The organism is Olivibacter sp. SDN3, assembly GCF_014334135.1.
GTDB lineage: Bacteria > Bacteroidota > Bacteroidia > Sphingobacteriales > Sphingobacteriaceae > Olivibacter.
Map to the genome: position 1 here is coordinate 4,989,356 of NZ_CP060497.1, position 17,623 is coordinate 5,006,978.

Annotated in this window: 14 protein-coding genes and 1 pseudogene; 4 read left to right on the forward strand and 11 right to left on the reverse strand. The window is 38.8% G+C overall.

Annotated features, from left to right (window positions below):
- Positions 1-324: 324 nt before the first annotated feature.
- The 4 genes from H8S90_RS21115 to H8S90_RS21130 all read right to left on the reverse strand — a co-directional run bounded on the left by H8S90_RS21115 (position 325) and on the right by H8S90_RS21130 (position 5,630).
- Positions 325-2,694: a hypothetical protein gene (locus H8S90_RS21115; protein ID WP_187339774.1), complete on the reverse strand. Its 2,370-nt coding sequence runs from the start codon at positions 2,692-2,694 to the stop codon at positions 325-327.
- A gap of 53 nt (positions 2,695-2,747) precedes the next feature.
- Positions 2,748-3,530 (reverse strand): M15 family metallopeptidase, encoded by a 783-nt coding sequence (locus H8S90_RS21120; RefSeq protein WP_222852152.1) that lies wholly within the window; start codon positions 3,528-3,530, stop codon positions 2,748-2,750.
- Between the two features lie 141 nt (positions 3,531-3,671).
- Complete coding sequence (locus H8S90_RS21125) at positions 3,672-4,883, reverse strand: DUF5009 domain-containing protein (RefSeq protein WP_187339777.1); 1,212 nt, start codon at positions 4,881-4,883, stop codon at positions 3,672-3,674.
- 66 nt (positions 4,884-4,949) lie between these two features.
- The gene (locus tag H8S90_RS21130) at positions 4,950-5,630 is read right to left on the reverse strand and encodes a DUF6624 domain-containing protein (RefSeq protein WP_187339779.1); all 681 of its coding nucleotides are present in this window, start codon (positions 5,628-5,630) and stop codon (positions 4,950-4,952) included.
- 176 nt (positions 5,631-5,806) lie between these two features.
- Here H8S90_RS21130 and H8S90_RS21135 point away from each other — a divergent pair, with 176 nt between their 5' ends.
- Positions 5,807-6,469: an SDR family oxidoreductase gene (locus tag H8S90_RS21135; RefSeq protein ID WP_187339781.1), complete on the forward strand. Its 663-nt coding sequence runs from the start codon at positions 5,807-5,809 to the stop codon at positions 6,467-6,469.
- 53 nt (positions 6,470-6,522) lie between these two features.
- Here the strand turns inward: H8S90_RS21135 and H8S90_RS21140 are convergent, their stop codons facing one another.
- Complete coding sequence (locus H8S90_RS21140) at positions 6,523-6,762, reverse strand: Blp family class II bacteriocin (protein ID WP_187339782.1); 240 nt, start codon at positions 6,760-6,762, stop codon at positions 6,523-6,525.
- Positions 6,763-7,117: 355 nt separating this feature from the next.
- On the opposite strand from H8S90_RS21140, the gene H8S90_RS26280 reads away from it, so the two are divergent.
- On the forward strand, positions 7,118-7,267 hold the full coding sequence (locus H8S90_RS26280) for a DUF6157 family protein (protein WP_255501963.1): 150 nt from the start codon (positions 7,118-7,120) through the stop codon (positions 7,265-7,267).
- Between the two features lie 25 nt (positions 7,268-7,292).
- Positions 7,293-7,400 (forward strand): annotated as a pseudogene (locus H8S90_RS26285) (DUF6157 family protein); the annotation flags it as partial.
- Between the two features lie 38 nt (positions 7,401-7,438).
- Here H8S90_RS26285 and H8S90_RS21145 read toward each other — a convergent pair.
- The 4 genes from H8S90_RS21145 to H8S90_RS21160 form a co-directional block, all read right to left on the reverse strand.
- Positions 7,439-8,911, reverse strand: coding sequence for a sialate O-acetylesterase (locus H8S90_RS21145; protein WP_187339783.1), 1,473 nt, complete (start codon positions 8,909-8,911; stop codon positions 7,439-7,441).
- Between the two features lie 56 nt (positions 8,912-8,967).
- Positions 8,968-10,179, reverse strand: coding sequence for a Gfo/Idh/MocA family protein (locus H8S90_RS21150; protein ID WP_187339784.1), 1,212 nt, complete (start codon positions 10,177-10,179; stop codon positions 8,968-8,970).
- Between the two features lie 165 nt (positions 10,180-10,344).
- Complete coding sequence (locus tag H8S90_RS21155) at positions 10,345-12,033, reverse strand: RagB/SusD family nutrient uptake outer membrane protein (RefSeq protein WP_187339785.1); 1,689 nt, start codon at positions 12,031-12,033, stop codon at positions 10,345-10,347.
- 17 nt (positions 12,034-12,050) lie between these two features.
- The gene (locus tag H8S90_RS21160) at positions 12,051-15,221 is read right to left on the reverse strand and encodes a TonB-dependent receptor (protein WP_187339786.1); all 3,171 of its coding nucleotides are present in this window, start codon (positions 15,219-15,221) and stop codon (positions 12,051-12,053) included.
- Between the two features lie 821 nt (positions 15,222-16,042).
- Here H8S90_RS21160 and H8S90_RS21165 point away from each other — a divergent pair.
- Positions 16,043-16,420 carry a nuclear transport factor 2 family protein gene (locus H8S90_RS21165; RefSeq protein WP_187339787.1) on the forward strand — a complete coding sequence of 126 codons (378 nt, stop codon included), beginning with the start codon at positions 16,043-16,045 and terminating at the stop codon, positions 16,418-16,420.
- 54 nt (positions 16,421-16,474) lie between these two features.
- On the opposite strand, the gene H8S90_RS21170 is transcribed toward H8S90_RS21165, so the two are convergent.
- Together H8S90_RS21170 and H8S90_RS21175 are read right to left on the reverse strand one after the other, a co-directional pair.
- Positions 16,475-16,807, reverse strand: a complete 333-nt coding sequence (locus H8S90_RS21170) for a multidrug efflux SMR transporter (RefSeq protein WP_187339789.1) — start codon at positions 16,805-16,807, stop codon at positions 16,475-16,477.
- 65 nt (positions 16,808-16,872) lie between these two features.
- Positions 16,873-17,433 carry a Crp/Fnr family transcriptional regulator gene (locus H8S90_RS21175; protein ID WP_187339791.1) on the reverse strand — a complete coding sequence of 187 codons (561 nt, stop codon included), beginning with the start codon at positions 17,431-17,433 and terminating at the stop codon, positions 16,873-16,875.
- Between the last annotated feature and the right edge of the window lie 190 nt (positions 17,434-17,623).

The following is a 17,623-nucleotide window of genomic DNA, read 5'->3' on the forward strand; positions in this document are numbered from 1 at the left end:
AATTTAAGTTAGCGAATAAGTTTATTATTCAAATTTATCGTTTTACATAAAGTTATTTAATGATAAAACACAGTGTTTTAAGTGATTATGATCACATATCTTCCCTTACCACACAATAACCACTTGCTAAGATTTAAAAAAGGATTATTATCTTCGCAACTTATCTGTCCAAGTTTTCGGGTTTTATGGTAAATGAGTTTATTGTATGATAGTTATTGTTAACTTCCAGAAAATGTAGGTGATTACATTGCAAAACCTTCATCGGTGATTTACAGGAAAAAATCAGGAAACACCTTGTCTAATGAAGCTAAATAGCCATTGGAGTTACCAAGCATTACCAATATATTGATTTATCGATAAACTGTCTAAATGCTGTTTCATCGTATCTATACTATGACGAGGTAGCATTCTCGTCAGTGGAATATCAACCTTAAGCGGCAACTGCAATGCTGTATCAGGTTTATTGGCTATGTTACGTAACATATTTTTATAACTGAAACGTTGATGCCCACCGAATGGGACATTGAAAGCCGCTGTTAGTGTATTAAAAACGGTAGACGACTTATATAGAATAGGAACAAATTCATCTCCCATAAGGCTATTCATCACATTAATAGCCACCAACCTGACATTTTCGTACTTCTTATCTGCAATATGTTTACGCAGCGCTTCATATATTTCTAAAGTAGTGGTAGTTCCAGAATTCTCATACATTCCCCCATCCATTAACCTACCGGTAGATTCCATATAATTATATGCGTTGATAAAAGGAAAAGCCTGACTTTGATTTACACATGTAATGAGCGGAATATTATAGAGATGACTCTCGTAGTATGAACCGACATAATACTTAAAATTTGCATATAAATCTGTAGCCAAACTGAATTCTTCCAAACGTACTGGTGAAAAGACGCCACGTTCTCCACGTTCAACAATGCTGGAGTTGATAAAGAACAAGGGTAAGGAATAGTTATCGATTTTACTATTTTTTTTATCCACCTCGTTACCCTGCCTCGTTAAAAAGTAAGATGCTAAATAATCATTTCTAAAAAAACTATCAACTTGTGCATCAAATTTAGTTCCGACCGAAGCTTTATAGGCGTTTATCTCCTCTTCCTGAAAATAATAGTTTCGATCTTTGGGAAATTCCTTTCGCGCATCCTGTAAAAGATGCCTAAGCCCCTCGTACCCATCGCCTAGTAGCAAGCCCCAAAGTGCGCTGCTGATATAGTTTCTGCCATAAATGGTCTGAATACGCTGCACATTTACCGAATCAATGGACTGTTTTAGATGGATATCTGCCAGGTACATAGCAGCTCCGGAGGTGGATCCTGAAACCGTTGAAACAGCAAATAAATTTTTGCTAAAATTCGGATCCAAAGTATTAAGGTGTTGCATGGCCATTATGAACCACGCCGCTGCCCGAGAGCCTCCCCCCTGTCCCGAAACCAAATAAACAGTTATTTTTTCCACTGTATCCCTTTGGGCTAACCATCCATCAAAATAATCTGTTAATGCTGGACGGGCATCTTCTTGAAAATATGCTGCCAAACCAACCCGCTCGGAACGAATACGATGTGAATTGATAGCATTAAAAAAGACTATATATATAAAAAAAAACACTGCTGTGTAGATAAATATTTTATAGTATTTGCTTACGCGGCCACTATACGTAGTCAATACCCGTTCCTTTTTTCTTATACGATTATAAATCCCCGTGATATTCAGCTGACTTGTCACCAAAATATCCACCGTAAAGAGGTAAAAAGAAATCACGATAATCAGTACATATACCGGGGAAAAATAGCCGATTTCTGCTGGCCAGAGATATTCATTACTCAGACCTAACATGACAGCCGAACATCCCATAAATGCCAAGCAAGTGAGATGGACAGATCTGCTGATCAAATAAGGTTGCTCAATATCTCGAAAATCTTCATGAATATTTTCTGAGAATTGCATAAATAAATAAATCATCACCAAGCCAACAAGATTGATAATTACAATAAAGTATTTGATTACATCGTTGTTGCCAGGCCCTGCACCGACAATAGCTGATATGAAACCGGCGAAAACTAAGAAAAGTATAAATGACAATGCCAACAATCCAATATACAGCCAAGCCTTTACACGTGAATCTGCACTAATACGCATTGTTGCACCACACATACTCCGAAAGAAAACAAATACAAGGTTCTTCTTATAAAAGCGATCTATCAGGACAATAATCAGCCAAATTATAAAAAAGGCAATAAAACTTAAATATTCCCGATGTTCAGGCAAGAAGGACCGTACCACAACAAATAAAAAAATGCTCCAAGGTAATATTGCCACATACCGCGATGGAAACTGCAGTTTACGACCTCCTCCCTTCGATCCGTTATACAAGGGAATAAGCCGAGCATATATGAAAAGACTATTGGGCTTTTTTCCAGTAAAAAATTGCCATACATTTATTGTAAGAACCGGGATAACCCAATTACTTAATGTTAATAACGTAAATGATAAAATAATCAATGGAATATTTATGAACTGAAAATTATGTATCTCGGTTAAATCCAAAACGATGTCACGCCCAATATCGATAGCCCATAATACAATGGGCACAAAAAGCGACAAGATGATATAGAACCAGTTGTAAACAAAGGTGTAATATAAACGGGCCAAGTAGTTATATAACTTATCGAAGATCATAATGCACGTTTCTTAAATATATAAAGCCCTTATTAAAGACGTCTATTTTATATTCAGAATAACTTTGCCACCTCAAAATGCATCCCATCCTTTCTGGTAAAATGCCCTCCCCAATAAAAGCCGTTGTTATTGGCTATGCTCACCAACTCCCTTACGGATCCTTCTTGCCCCACAAAGGCCGGTATGGCTCCCAATGGGTTCCAGGCCGCATTAATATCGAAAGCAGTACCAAAAGCATGGTTACTCAGTGACGTACGACTTCCTCTAACAAAACGCGAATTGAAACTTCCTTGCCAGGTTAATACTAGAGAAAGTAATCCCAACGCTTCCCAATCAGACCATAACTTCTGTAATTGCTTAACAGCCAATCTATGAAAATTAATTCTTTCAATACCGGCAATAGCTGTGAGTTGCGGAATTTCTACGGCAAGAATATTTTCGCTCTGCCAATTACCCAATATCCTAATGTGTTCAGGGTCTCCCGGTACAGGGTGGTGCTCATATGAAAATTTACCAAAAATTCCAGCTCTTTCAGCATCATTAGTTAAAGGTTTAAAATCTGGCTTTGAAGGCCAGTTGCTCGCTTGCTTGTCAGTTGCTGTATCTGTCGCCCCTTCGAAACCAATTAACATAGCTTTCCCATAGGTCTTGTTACCGACCACGCCATCAGGAAGGAGACCCTGTGACTGCTGAAATGCTTTGCTTGCTTCAAGGGTTAACAAACCAAACTTTCCATCGACCTCCCCTTTATAAAGCTGCTGGCCAAGAAGAAAATATTGCCATCGCCTCACCTCTACACCCTTGCTGCCAACATGAAGTGCCTTCAGATTTGCCATGATTCTTAACGATCTAATTATTGATAATATTAAGCAGTGGTGATAGCCAAAATCTATTCGCAGCCAGACCATTACCTACTTCTTAAACAACCAATTGGCAGTGGTTTTGTTAGCAAAATATGCGAGAGAATTCCATATTTCTTAAAGCTTGAGACGAATATGGATTTTGGCTAATGCTATTGCAAATCCAATCATTGCCATTGCCCACACCAATGAGCCTGCCACAGCTAAAAGCTGGCTCGTTTCCTGTTTATAGAAAAAAAGTGGTACTCCCAATCCCCAACAAACGAAATATATCACATCCGGCGCTAAATATGTTGTCAATGAGTTTTTTCCAGCTGCTCCGAACATGTTTATCCACCGATAGTATCCTAAAACGTCAACGATAAAATACAATAACACATATATTAACATGCTTACTCCGTTACAGATCATGGCCCAACTGGGTGTACCATATATCTTTGAAACAATAAACCAGTTACGTAGAAAAAAGCCTAGCAATAAACACCCTATTCCAAGTGATATAATTATCAACACCAACTTTTTATGGCGTCTTTCTGGCATACTAAGCAATGAACCCACCACTAAACCGGCAAGCACGATGGCAGGCACATTGCCACTCAACAACACTCCTAAAACAGGTGTCAAAAAATCAAACCATTTCAATAAATCTATTTGGTTACCTATATTTAACAAAATGAAAAACAACCATACGGCAATATTTGCAAGCAACTTTGAACCACATAGCAAAAAAGTAGTAGCGGCAGCGAAATATCCCCACCCAATCAAGCCAAGAATACCCCACCAACCGATCTCCAACCATGCTGGTTCTGCCGAGCTTCCTGCTCTGAATATACAAGCAAGAACCACCAAACCGACTATTCCCATAACCCGACATGTAAGATAAAGTTTGTTATGGCGACTGTCAGTGGGATAATTATTCCAAATCAAAAAGATAGAAACATATAATAATATTGCCCATAGATTCCGATCGATACCCGTTAAAGTCGGGTTGAGTCTATCGATATTCATAATCAACACGCCAATCAATAATAAACTAAGGGTACGCAGAACAATATGGCCAAAAATAGTGCTATTTGACTGTCCCTTCTTTCTCCTAGACCTAACTGCGTATGGAACAGACATGCCAACCATAAAAAGAAAACCAGGGAACACCCAATCAGCAAGTCCCATACCGTCCGCGGATGCTTCAGTGTGTACCAACCATGAAGGTACACCTGGTATATATAAATCATTCACGAAAAGCATCAGAAAAAGGGTCAGCCCTCTCATGATATCAATTGACAACACGCGTTGCGTTGGTGGCTGGTAGTTAATCCATCTTTCGTTCATAAAATCAGTTTATACCTAGTGAAGATATTAGTAAGAAAAGCGCCATTGTCTATAGGACAAAGTTGCTTACTTTGCCATTTTTTCTACATCGCGTAGGGTAAGCACCCTATAATCGATATTCATTTTTTTTGCATTTTCTTCAATGGTATCTTCAAAACCCGCCTGCTGTCTGCGTTTATTAACGTTAGCGGGATCTTTGACCGGCCAAATAAAATAGATAAACTCGTTCTTACCCTTCTCCACATTAGTTACAGTCATACCTTTGGCTTGAGTACCATACAACTGCTCTTTACCTTCATACATTAACAACCTATCTTCCATCATAGCAACTAATCGAAAAGGTATTTCTCCTTTTTGTCCGGCTTCTTTCACTAAAGGAAAATATTGCGGTATTTTATCCGAATGCTGAAGTACCAGCCATGCAGTTTCATTGGTCGGCTCCCCCACCAGCGTTTTTCCCGGATAACCAACACCAGCGATTATCTGCTCTACAAAAATTAAATTCAGCGAATCATGATAAGGTAAAATCTCAAATTTGCGCTCATCTAATTCTTCTACGGTATAACCTACAAGCTGTGCGATTGAATCTTTTTGAAGTGAATCGCTATTTCCCATATACCTCCTCAAACCCTGGTCAAATGCATAAATAGAGTCTAATCTCTCTTTCAGGTCGAGGTTTAAGCTATCCTGTCCTACGCTTAAACCGAAGTTGGTGAGCATTAATAATATTACAAGAATTATACGCATAACTGGAAGTTTATCCGTTGAATATAAACAAATAATTTTAAATGTACATATCATTACACATCCATTCTGACACTGTATACTCGCGTTAAGATCCGTAGTTATTTCAAACTAAAATAGACGGTGATACGTTGCACTTATATACAAAAAATAGTTTTTCCCGATTAAAACAATTAACTATGAAAAAACAACGGGTCCTAATTATTGGAGCAAATGGAAAAATTGGTAAACTTGTTTGTGAAAAATTAATACTTTCGAATGAATTCGAGCCAATAGCGGCTATCAGAAATGCAAACCAAGCAGCTCATTTTAATGAACGTGGAATAGTATATCGTTTAATTGATCTGGAAGGCAGTGTGCAAGAACTTCAGCAAGCATTTGAAACAATAGATATTATTGTTTTTTCAGCTGGATCAGGCGGGCATACTGGGCATGATAAAACACTGACCATAGACCTGGACGGAGCAGTAAAAAGCATGGAAGCCGCTAAAACTTCAGGAATAAAACGGTATATAATGGTAAGTGCTATACATGCGGATGACCGCGAAGCTTGGGATGAAACCGGCATTAAACCCTATTTTATAGCAAAACATTACGCAGATGAGCTACTGAAAAGCAGCGAATTAACATATACTATTCTTAGGCCAGCCAGATTGTTAGATGGTAAAGGTACTGGAAAAATTTCTACGAGCGTTAGTCCAGAAAGTGATCTACAGATTTTCCGGGAAGATGTAGCAGAAGTAATAATAGAAACGATACCAAATGAGCTAACCATATATAAAGTGATTGACATTATTAATGGCCACCAAGATATTTCCAAAGCATTAGCTTCCCTATCATAATTTTTTTGGGCATGCTGTTCGGCATGCCCTTAATTAATGAGCTGAAATTGTAATTATTCAAGACAAAACTGTGCTGTACCGAGCAAAGCCCCCCCTAACGCGCCTATAGCTGCTCCTCCTAAAGTTCCGATTACAGGAATCACCGAACCTGCAGCAGCTCCAGTTAGTGCACCGCCAATAGCAGATCCTGCTGCCCCAGCATTACACCTTAAGGTTGTGCCCCCATTTACATCCACTAAATCCTGATTGCTTAATTCTTCAAGTCCTAAATTTTCTACTGATAATGTTCTCATTTTAATAGATTTACGAATTTTTGCCTACTCTATTTAAGCTTTTCGGCTTTCGCTTTTTAATCAATTTATTTAACAACAGCTAAATTAAGCTCGAAACCTACCATTGTCAATCCCAATTTATGGTGATTTATTCTCCCTATAATCCGGGATTTCACGTTTCTTGAGATTCTACTACTAACAAAACACTGATCATTTTGAAGTTTAAGGGCTGAAATGATCTTGTTATAATTTGTTATATATAGGAGCGATTACAGAAACACTTTCATCACAGTGGCGGAAGACTGTCGGGCTGCTCTAGGGGAAAATCCATCAACAAGAAGAGAAAAAAAACACTGTAGGCTTACAATTCGACCTCATTTATAATAATCCTTATAAATTTACGTCAGATGATATATTATTTCAGGTTTATGCTGAACGGAATAATTTGGCGAAAAGCGGGCTCGAAAAAGCGCGACTGCTTTTTTCCCTAAGGCCAACCCTGTTTCAGAGCAACACCGCTTGCTAAGCGCTATGGATGGGGTGTTCACCATAATGCAGAGGAGAAAGTCGCCGTCTACGGCTGCGAAACGCCCGAATATCAAAAACTTGCAAACGACAATAAACTAACGACTGTTAAAGCAATGAGGTCGAGCAGATGACTTACTACTTATTTTTGTTGCTAATTACTGATATTTATTCATTTTAAACGCCTCACTTTAATATTTCGAAAAAAAACCGCATCATTATGATCTTGCAGTATCAAATGTCCGGAAGCTGTTTCTCCGTAATTTCTGTACTCTTTAAATTTGGTTGTTTCTATCAAGTTCCTAAACTCTTCCGAACCTAGTTTGTAATCAACCACCTTTTTCCCGTTGAGCCAATGTTCAACACTCCCTCCATTTGAAACAATCCGCATGGTGTTCCATTTTCCAACAGCTTTTAATTCTTTATCCTCTGGCGCATAGATTAAATATAAGGCTCCGGTACTACCTTTTCCATCTTGATCGCTTTTTACCTCAGGATGATTAAAATCGTCGATGATCTGAAACTCTGGTCCGTTGAATACAATTTTATTGCTTTTAGCACTCTGTAGTTCGTTTACAAAATATTTCACCCCGCTGTTGGCACTTTTAGTTAATTTAAAATCTAACGTTAATTCGAAATCCGAAAACTCCTCCCGGCTGATGATATCTTTCCCCCTACCTCCTGGTAAGATCTTTAGAGACTCCTTTTCTATAGTCCATCCCTCCTGGGGAAAATCGTCTCCGTTAACACTTCTCCAACGAATACTGGGATCAACACCATCAAAAAGTAATTCCCAACCGTCGGCCTTTTCCTTGGCAGTGAGCCGATTACACCTTCCTTTTACTGTTTTTCTATTATTAATCACTTGATGCTGTACTTTTAACATTGCTTCTGCAAAACGTTTTCCAAAAGTAGAAGCAGAAGGACTATCAAAATGAGTTCCATCACCTTTGTGCCACAAACCCTCAGATGAGACCAGATATGTATGAGGAACCTTCTTTGGAAGGTCTACTAAAACTTTATTAATATTCAAATAATCAGCCCGGTATTTTCCTAGCTCACCAACCACAAAAGGAAGCTCAGGGTTGCCTACAACATCCCGCAAACGCTCAATAAGTATCGCTAGATTTTCCAGATAAGTGTCACTGCCCGACTGGCTATCTCCTTCTCCCTGGTGCCATAAAATGCCTTTTATAGTGCCCGCTTTCATCGCCTCTTTAATGCGAAGCACGGCGTCGTCATAAGGGTGTGTATTGGTAACATCGTCATAGGCATTTGGACGCCATTTGGTAATCGATGTCCCGCCAACTGCGCAAGGGACCAATCCAATTATATTTTCAGGATAAGCTTTTGCCATCTCCACTCCAAACCTTAGCCCTAAACCAACACCTGCTACTTCAGGTTTATCGAAATGTAAGGGGTGAGATGCCTTCACCCAATCATTATTTTTATTCAGCATCAAAACACGGGAGTGGACTTGACTACGATAGTATGTTGTAACCTCTCCCCTTCCTGCCATATTTGACTGTCCTAATAAAAGGTAAATATGATAACTACTATCCTGATGCTTGATGTTTTGGGCCTTTAAAAGAAAAACCGAGGTCATCAAAGTTAAAAAGATATATATATATGATACTTTTTTCATATGCTTTATTACTTAAAATCCATCACTTCCTTTATTCAATGTTCAATCATGGTTTACTAAAATCTCCATTGCTGAAAAGTTTCCTTCTCTGCCGCCTCATTGGCCATACACACAGCAATAGCTGCATCTTTGCCCGTAAATACATCCGAAAAGGGTTTTTTACCCGTACGTATACAATCGGCAAAATCTAGTAAGGCATAAGCTGTTGGGTCCCGTTTCTCTTCATCTTGATAGTCAAATTCCACAGGTATAGCTTCTCCCTGCCCCCAAGAATCGGCGGTAGCGCCTGTTACACCATCTACAACCATCTTTTTTTTATTTTTAACTTCTTCCCGATACATATAAGCTTTTGATTGTTGTATCTCAATAGTTGCCTCGGTTCCTAATATACGAATCGAATATCCTTTAAAAGCATTGCTAAGTAGAGCACTCACATTGGCCTTTACACCTTTAGGGTACTCGAAAACGGCCCTTATATTATCATAAGTTTCGCGTCCATCCTTCCAGTTATCTATACCGCCCATTGCTGTAACTTTTTGCGGATGACTATTGGTTAACCAATTAACCACATCTATTTGATGAGAGCATAATTCGGCCATAAGACCTCCAGAATATTCTTTATACATACGCCAGTTAATCTGCTGATCTTCTGCACCTTTTGGCACAGGTTTCCGCCAGTCGTTATTACGGTGATACTGGCATTCATATTGCTTAACCTCGCCTAACCAGCCTCTGGCAATCATATCTGCTATTTTATGATAAAGTCTAAAATAACGGTACTGATGTCCTACTTGAAAAACCAAGTTTTTATGCGCCTCTACCTTTTTTACTAAGTCTAGCGCTTGCTTAATGTCATAGGTCATGGTTTTTTCCAGGTATACGTGTTTACCTGCCTCCAATGCGTCTATTGCCATCTGATAATGTAAATACAACGGTGTAGCAATGATTATAGCATCCAAGTCTTTATTGTCAAGCATTTGTCTATAATCTGTATATGCTTTAGCCTTAGGCGCTGCTAGTGCCATTGCCACCCTTAAATGCGGGTCGAATACGTCACAACAGGCCGAAAGTTCAATTCCCGGTAAACTTTTCACAATATTGGCTATTCCAACACCCCGACTACCTGTCCCCAAAATTCCCAATCGGATCACCTCCTTACTTGACTTTGTCATATTAATCAATGGCACTGGCACCAAAGGGATTAGGCTCACCAGAGCTAAACTACCTCTTGCCAAGAAATTGCGTCTTGAAACATTTTCCTTCTTCATTTTTTTATAAATACTTCGTTATTACCAACCTTAAATATTATTACTGGAAGCATTCGTAGCTTCTGTTTTGGACAATGGTAAGATCACTCTTCCTTCAGAAATCTGGATCTTACCATTACTACCTACCTTATCTACTATTTTTGATTACTAAAATTTTATGACCGGTTACCTATAGCCTGGATTTTGCTTTAACGTCTCGACACCGTCTTCACTGCTTAGAAAAATTTCATTCAATGGTATAGGCATATATTCATTAATGCCCGTACTAAAACTTCCACCTGATAAATAGCCAGTAATACTACTTTCCCGCTCAATATATCGATTAATGGTTTGGTCCGCAATGTCCCATCTAACTAAATCAAATGCACGATGGCCTTCAAGTGCAAGTTCTAGTCTCCTTTCAAAATAGACCGCATTTCGGGCCATTTCTTGATCGGTCCACGGAGTTTCATATAAAGAAATTTCATAATTCGCGGCATTGCTGCCATCGTCCATCTTTACAAAACCTTCGCTATTAGCTGCTCTTTCTCGAATCATATTCACATATGTCCGGGCCTGTTCAAGCGTACCGATTTCTACTTCACACTCTGCGGCCATCAGCACGACATCTGCTAGGCGAATAACATTAATATTCACGGCATTATCTCTTGAATTTGCGCCTTCAGAATATTCGCCATTCTGATCTTTAGTATAGGTATATTTTTTTGTCATATATGGCCCACCATGCGACTGATCTCTGATCCAGTTTTGACCAGGAAAATTTCCCCAGCCCAAATAAGGTATTCCTCTACGTGCTACGGCCCAATCTAGTCTGGGATCTAAGGACCCAGTATGAGGTTCAAAAGGTTGGCTTGACGAAAGTCCCAAATCGCTTTTGACCCCTTCTAAATAATACTCATTTAATAAAGGAAGTCCATTTTCCGTTCTAAAGGCATTAACTAAATCCTGCGAGGGCTGAAAATAGCCCAAAGAGTTAGGTGCGTCTGGCCCTGCGTTGTATACACCAGTGCCCCAATTCCCCCTATTACCATTTGCGCCGTTCGCTCCATCATTTACCGACATCTGAACTTGGAAAATCGCTTCAGAATTATTTTTAAAGGCAGCATTAAAATTTTGCCAATATAGTGGAGCCAAGCTATAACCGCGCGCAGTTATGACCGTTTCTAATAGCGGTTTAGCGCGTTCATAATCTTTTAAATACATATATGATTTAGCAAGATAAGCTTCTGCTGCACCTTTGGTAGCTCTTCCGGGTTGAGATTGTGTTTGTGGAAGGTATTCTGCTGCATATTCAAAATCTGCAAGAATATCCGGCCATATATCCCGGTCATTGGGCACATTGTGATTTTCCAGATCCTCACCTACATAAGGCACATTATTCCATAGTCGCTTCGCTTCAAAATGATAGTGTCCTCTTAAGAACCGCGCCTCAGCAGTCAACTCATTTCTCGTTTCGTCGTCTATTTCTTCAACTATTTTAATGAGTGATAACGCGTCATTGCACCTGCCAATAGCGTGATATAGACCTTCCCATTTCTCCAATAAATAGATATTAGCTGACTGAGGTTCCTGACGTTCTAATTCGGCCATCTCAACACCGCAGCCTGGATCGCAACCTTTGTGTAGTTCATCTCCCCGTAAACTTCCCCATATTAAATTAGCGGGATATGCACCCATGGTACCATTACCATCCAGCAACGCATAGGCACCAACCAATAGTGCGTTAATACCCGCTTCATTTTCAAGAGTTGAAAGGTCGACTTCTCCCTGTGGTTGCTTGCTAAGAAAATCCTTGCCACAAGACACTAGTAAAATAATGCTTATGAACCATAATATACCATATTGTGTTTTCATTATATTAATATTTTGATTTATAGTGATAGATTAATACCGAGATTAACAGATCTTGTTACAGGATATGCGCCCTGATCGATGCCCATATCTACCAAACCACTATTAAACAATTCGGGATCTATACCTGAATATTTCGTAAACGTTAATAAATTAAATCCCTGTAAGTATATCCTACAATTTTGAATCTTAATTCTTTCAAGAAATTTCGGTTGCAGGTTAACGCCTAACTGAACATTTTTCAATCGCAGATAAGAACCGTCTTCGATATAATAATCAGATGCCCTAGAATCCAGTTGTGTCCTATTTCGATTTAACAGAGGTAAGGTGGCATCGCGATTTGTTTCAGTCCAGGTGTCCAACATACGTACACTTCTATTTCCTCCAAAGTTGTCAAAATCAGTAAACCATTTCAATGTATTAACTACATCATTACCTTGCGACCCCTGAAAGAAAAGCACTAAATCTATATTTTTATAATTGAGTGATAAATTCAATCCATAAGTAAAATCAGGATGCGGATTACCTATCCACGTCTGATCATTTGCATCAATGATTCCGTCGCCATTGATATCTTTAATCCGAAAAGCGCCAACCGCTTTCCTTTCCTGCGATGCATGTGCTTCAACTTCCTCCTGGTTTTGGAAAAAACCATCGGTTTGATAGGTATAAAAAGCAGATACGGGATGTCCTTTTTGTATTCTGGTAAAAAAACCGGGTCTGGTATCACCACCAGCGATAAAAGTATTATCATTATCATCGATCTTAAGCACTTCATTCCGATAGAGCGAAAAATTGCCACCAACCGCATATTGCAGATCCCCCCCGATCGTACCTTGATAATTCAGCATGATATCTATCCCTTTATTAACCATTTCTCCAATGTTTTGAAAAGGGGGAGCGGCACCCCCGGCAGTTGAAGGCAGCGGTGTTCGATATAGCATATCTTTAGTTACATTCCGATAAATATCTATCGTCATATCTAAGCGGTTATCCATCACCGCTACATCTAAACCTAAGTTTGTTGAAATAGAGGTTTCCCACCTCAAATCAGGATTACCCAAAGCCGCTATTGCGAAGCCATTGATAAGACTACCGCTTGTGCCCGCTAAATCATACGAAGTAGTGCCAGGAGCTGTAGTATAGGTACTAAACGCAGCATAGTTGCCAATTTCCTGATTACCTGTTTTACCAACCCCACCTCGGAGTTTAAGATTATTGACGAAAGTTGAATTACGGAGCATATCTTCCTCCGAAATAACCCACCCTAATCCTACTGCCGGAAAAAAACCGTATTGATTATTTTCTCCAAAACGTGAAGAACCATCTCTTCTTAATGTGGCGCTAGCTAAGTACTTACTTTTATAGCTGTAGTCTATTTTTCCAAATATAGAGAACAATCCCCATTGTGCTCCGGTACCACTATTAACGATATTCGTTTCACCAGCACTCAAATAACGATAGTTTGGGTCTAGGGTAAAGTAATTTTCTCTACCTCCACTTATACGCCTAAAATTATCCTGAATAGCCTCCGTTCCCCCTAACACATTTAATAAATGAGACTCATTAAATGTTTTACTATAGCTCAAGGTATTCGTCCATGTCCAATTTAGCGTACTCTCGGCATATTCACTCAGTCCGTTACGCAAGCCTGGTTCGGAAGCTTCAACTTGGACGAAATCAAAACTATGCCCGCTATTATAGGCGTAATCTAATCCAAAATTACTTCTTGCCTTTAACCCTTCAAGGATATTTATTTCCGCGAACATGTTTCCAAAAACACGACTTTCCTTAGCCCTGTTATCTTGTCCTCTACTTAATTGCGCTAATGGGTTATACGAGTTTCCCAGTCCAGCGGCACGGGAGCCGGCAAAATTTCCGTTAATATCATAAGCCGGTATGATGCGGGGGAGCCTGAATGCCATTGTTAACGGATTGGTTTGACTCTGATAGCCCGTCACTCCCCGATTCTCCGTATATGCGAACTGCAAATTTTCACCGATTTTCAGTTTGTTGTCTAAAAAACCAAACTCTGTGTTTGCCCGGATGCTGTAGCGATTAAAACCGGTATATTTTAAGAGGCCATCCTGTCCGAAATACCCGGTAGAAAACACGTATTTACTGAGATCGGTACCGCCGGTCGCCGTTACCTGATAACTCTGAATAGGTGCTGACTGAAAGATTTCATCAAACCAATCGGTACCCATTTTATTTGCTCGAGTTATGGGATTATCTTGGCTGGTAACCATCAGCGGATTATAACTATATAAAGCTGGATCTGCCCTAGGATCACCATCCATTGCTCCCGCCGGCCAAGTGTAGTCTGGCAATACCGGGTTGGTTCCGTTTCCATACTGTGGATGGCTCGGTGTGAGCCCAGAATTTCGTTGTAGTGCCCACTCTATCTCTGCCGCCTGTATTGGCGTTACCATCTCTGGCATTTTGCCGGCAGATTGGATGCCGTAAAAACTTTCAACAGCGAGCCTTGGTTTTCCAGATCGCCCTTGTTTCGTTGTGATTACAACCACTCCATTACTTGCTCTAGAACCGTAAACTGAAGCTGCGGCTGCATCCTTTAAAATCTGTATCGTTTCAATATCGTTCGGGTTTATGCTATTCAGGTTTTGTTTTGTGGGGACTCCATCAATGACATATAAGGGATTACTATTATTTATGGTCCCAAAGCCTCTAATCCGTACGGTTTGATTACCTCCGGGCCGCCCATCATTTACTACAGTTACTCCCGCAGCTCTGCCTTGAAGGGCTTGTCCTAAATTAGGAGCAGGGACGGCTTTCAAATCTTCGGCAGCAACGCTGGTGATAGCACCTGTTATATCCTTCCGTTGTTGCGTACCGTATCCAGTAACAACTACTTCGTTTAACGACTGAAAATCTTGTGCTAACAAGACTTTTAACGTGTCTTCCGAAGTCTTCAGCTCAAGAGGAATGTATCCTATCGAGGTAAACACTAAGACATCTTCTATGTTAATGGTTATTTGAAACGTTCCATCGGCAGACGTGTTAATATGCTGTCCACCAGGTTTTGCAGTAATATTGACTCCATGAATAGGCGTTTGGGTTAAACTGTCGAGCACTATTCCAGTAACCTCTCTCACGTTCTGCCCCCTGGCACTTAAAGCAGATAAGACCGCAAATAAAAATGCTATTGCCTTAAATTTATAACTTTTCATTATTTTATATTAGCGTTAGTTCATCTAATGATTGCTTTCAACATTTACTTTGTCAACACCTATTTTATGGGGATCTACACCTAAGAAAATAAATATTCATAATAGTGGCTTTTGGTATAGTCTTACAAACAATGTTTGAAACTACGTTAACGTTACCGTTATTCTATCAATAAATAGTGCTTATTATATTCAACACCACCGATACTTAAGCGATCAAGAGATATTTATGTTCTTGATGCTTACCTTTCAAAAAAAATTCCACGCAGTTTCTCATATATCGGCTATTTTTATTAACACTGTATTAAATTTAACCGGGATGTTATGGTAACTTTCCCGAATTTTTACAATGAAATCACTAAATATAGCTTACAGACCCGAAGCAAATTATTGCTTAAATGGCAAACAAAATGTGATTATCAATAAAAACAAAGCCTCAGGTTTACAATTACGTTAGCGTTACCGTAAACTAAGGTAAAAAAAAGTTCTCATCCAAATTTTTATTGATTTTTATCAAAACGTTTTGAACAAGACATCGATATAAACTTATTATTTTCACACATTAGCGTAGCGGTAATAAAACAACTCACGACAATCTTAGCTGACGAGAAAAAAAGAACGATTGGGAGTCTCCTTCCTTTTATAAATCTGCAAAACATGTTTCCAATAATACTTGTTAAACATCATATACCATCCAGCAACATAAAGACATTGTAATGCAGGAACGCTTTGCTTTATATATATCCGAAAGTAATAGTGAAATAAACATCAACACCTGAAGGTGAGCTCTTTTTTAAAATGATCAACAATATAAAAAAGCACGCATGACAAAAGAAGAAACAATGATCAGGGAATATATCGACGCCTACAACAAGTTTGATATCGAAAAAATGCTCGAAAATCTCGATGAAAATTTGAGATTTGAAAATATTGCAAACGGCGTATCCAACATGATACTGAAAAATAAAAAGGAATTTAAGGCACAGGCTGAGCTTGTCGTAAGCTTCTTTTTAGAAAGAAGACAAGTAATAAGCAGTATATCACATAGAGATAACACGTATGAGGTAATATTGGACTATTATGCTAAACTTGCCAAAGATCTTCCCAATGGTCTAAAAAAAAACGAGACAATAAACCTTCAAGGAAAATCTATTTTTAAAGTTTCAGGTAACAAAATTGCTGCAATTACCGACATAAGTTAGCGATGTTTGTATCGATTAGCTACGATTGTTCAGTGTGATGTTATCGTCTGAAAATTAATGAATGGATGTTTTTGAAAATAGATTAATAACAATTACACCTACAATAATCAATACCTGTCCAATAACAGCGGGAAAATCTGGGACTTGCTTATAAAGGAAAATGCCAACCACCGTTATTAAAACTATCCCTATACCTGACCATAACGCATGCGCAACGCCGATTGGAATAGATTTAAGCGTTAAGCTCAAAAAATAAAATGCTCCAATATATCCTGCAAGAGTTACTGCTGTAGGCAGCCATTTACTAAATTGATCTGAACTTTTCATTGCCGAGGTCGCTATAGTTTCCAACACTATGGCAATCGCAAGAAAAAGAAATTTTTTCATATTTACTTTTTTGATAGAAGCAAATATGACAATTATTTGTATTCATAAATTTGACATATGTCAAATTACTCTTTTCTTATTCGACTTAAGGTCTCTTGAGTCACTCCCAGAAAAGAAGCAATGTGTCCTAGTGAGACCCGCATAACTAAATCAGGGTAGTCTCCCAGCAGTCTTTTATATTTTTCTATGGCGGTTAAGGTCTGCAACGCAGCTATACGCTCTTCTAAAAATACACAGTAAGATTCCGCAGTTTTTCGCCCTATACTGTTCATCTCAGGAAAATCACTATAGATTTTAAGTAGATCTGTAGTTGTTAAAGGGTAGATTGTCGAGTCTTCTAAACATTGAATGTATTCTGTTGCTGGTTTATTAAGGTATAACGGCAATGTAGACCCTAAAAGGGTGTGTTCAAGACCAAACCAAGTATTGATTTCTTTATCAGTCTGTATATAAAAAGCCCTCACTAACCCCGTATCAATTACAAACAGGTTACCAAGTATTTGTCCGGCTTTTAATAAATAGCCTCCCTTGGACTTCTGAATAATTTTGGTTCTGCTGGTTATAACTTTCTTGACGCTTTCTGCTATATGACCAAATTTTTCCAATTCATTAATTAGTGGATTCATTATATTTTAGGAATTCAAAATACTAATGGTAAGATTAAACATCATACCATAGCTGGACTAATCCAGAAGGAAAGGTAATACTCTTTTTAAAATTTTAGCGATATAGCCATCCAGGCTCATAGCTGTGTAAAGATTTAATTTCCGTTCCATTTATGGTTTATCCGGTTAAAGATACAAACTGATGTTCATA

Bases quoted from the DNA above. Each gene is read 5' to 3' on its own strand.
- H8S90_RS21115 (WP_187339774.1), bottom strand. From the start codon at position 2,694: ATGATCTTCGATAAGTTATATAACTACTTGGCCCGTTTATATTACACC.
- H8S90_RS21120 (WP_222852152.1), bottom strand. From the start codon at position 3,530: ATGGCAAATCTGAAGGCACTTCATGTTGGCAGCAAGGGTGTAGAGGTG.
- H8S90_RS21125 (WP_187339777.1), bottom strand. From the start codon at position 4,883: ATGAACGAAAGATGGATTAACTACCAGCCACCAACGCAACGCGTGTTG.
- H8S90_RS21130 (WP_187339779.1), bottom strand. From the start codon at position 5,630: ATGCGTATAATTCTTGTAATATTATTAATGCTCACCAACTTCGGTTTA.
- H8S90_RS21135 (WP_187339781.1), top strand. From the start codon at position 5,807: ATGAAAAAACAACGGGTCCTAATTATTGGAGCAAATGGAAAAATTGGT.
- H8S90_RS21140 (WP_187339782.1), bottom strand. From the start codon at position 6,762: ATGAGAACATTATCAGTAGAAAATTTAGGACTTGAAGAATTAAGCAAT.
- H8S90_RS21145 (WP_187339783.1), bottom strand. From the start codon at position 8,911: ATGAAAAAAGTATCATATATATATATCTTTTTAACTTTGATGACCTCG.
- H8S90_RS21150 (WP_187339784.1), bottom strand. From the start codon at position 10,179: ATGAAGAAGGAAAATGTTTCAAGACGCAATTTCTTGGCAAGAGGTAGT.
- H8S90_RS21155 (WP_187339785.1), bottom strand. From the start codon at position 12,033: ATGAAAACACAATATGGTATATTATGGTTCATAAGCATTATTTTACTA.
- H8S90_RS21160 (WP_187339786.1), bottom strand. From the start codon at position 15,221: ATGAAAAGTTATAAATTTAAGGCAATAGCATTTTTATTTGCGGTCTTA.
- H8S90_RS21165 (WP_187339787.1), top strand. From the start codon at position 16,043: ATGACAAAAGAAGAAACAATGATCAGGGAATATATCGACGCCTACAAC.
- H8S90_RS21170 (WP_187339789.1), bottom strand. From the start codon at position 16,807: ATGAAAAAATTTCTTTTTCTTGCGATTGCCATAGTGTTGGAAACTATA.
- H8S90_RS21175 (WP_187339791.1), bottom strand. From the start codon at position 17,433: ATGAATCCACTAATTAATGAATTGGAAAAATTTGGTCATATAGCAGAA.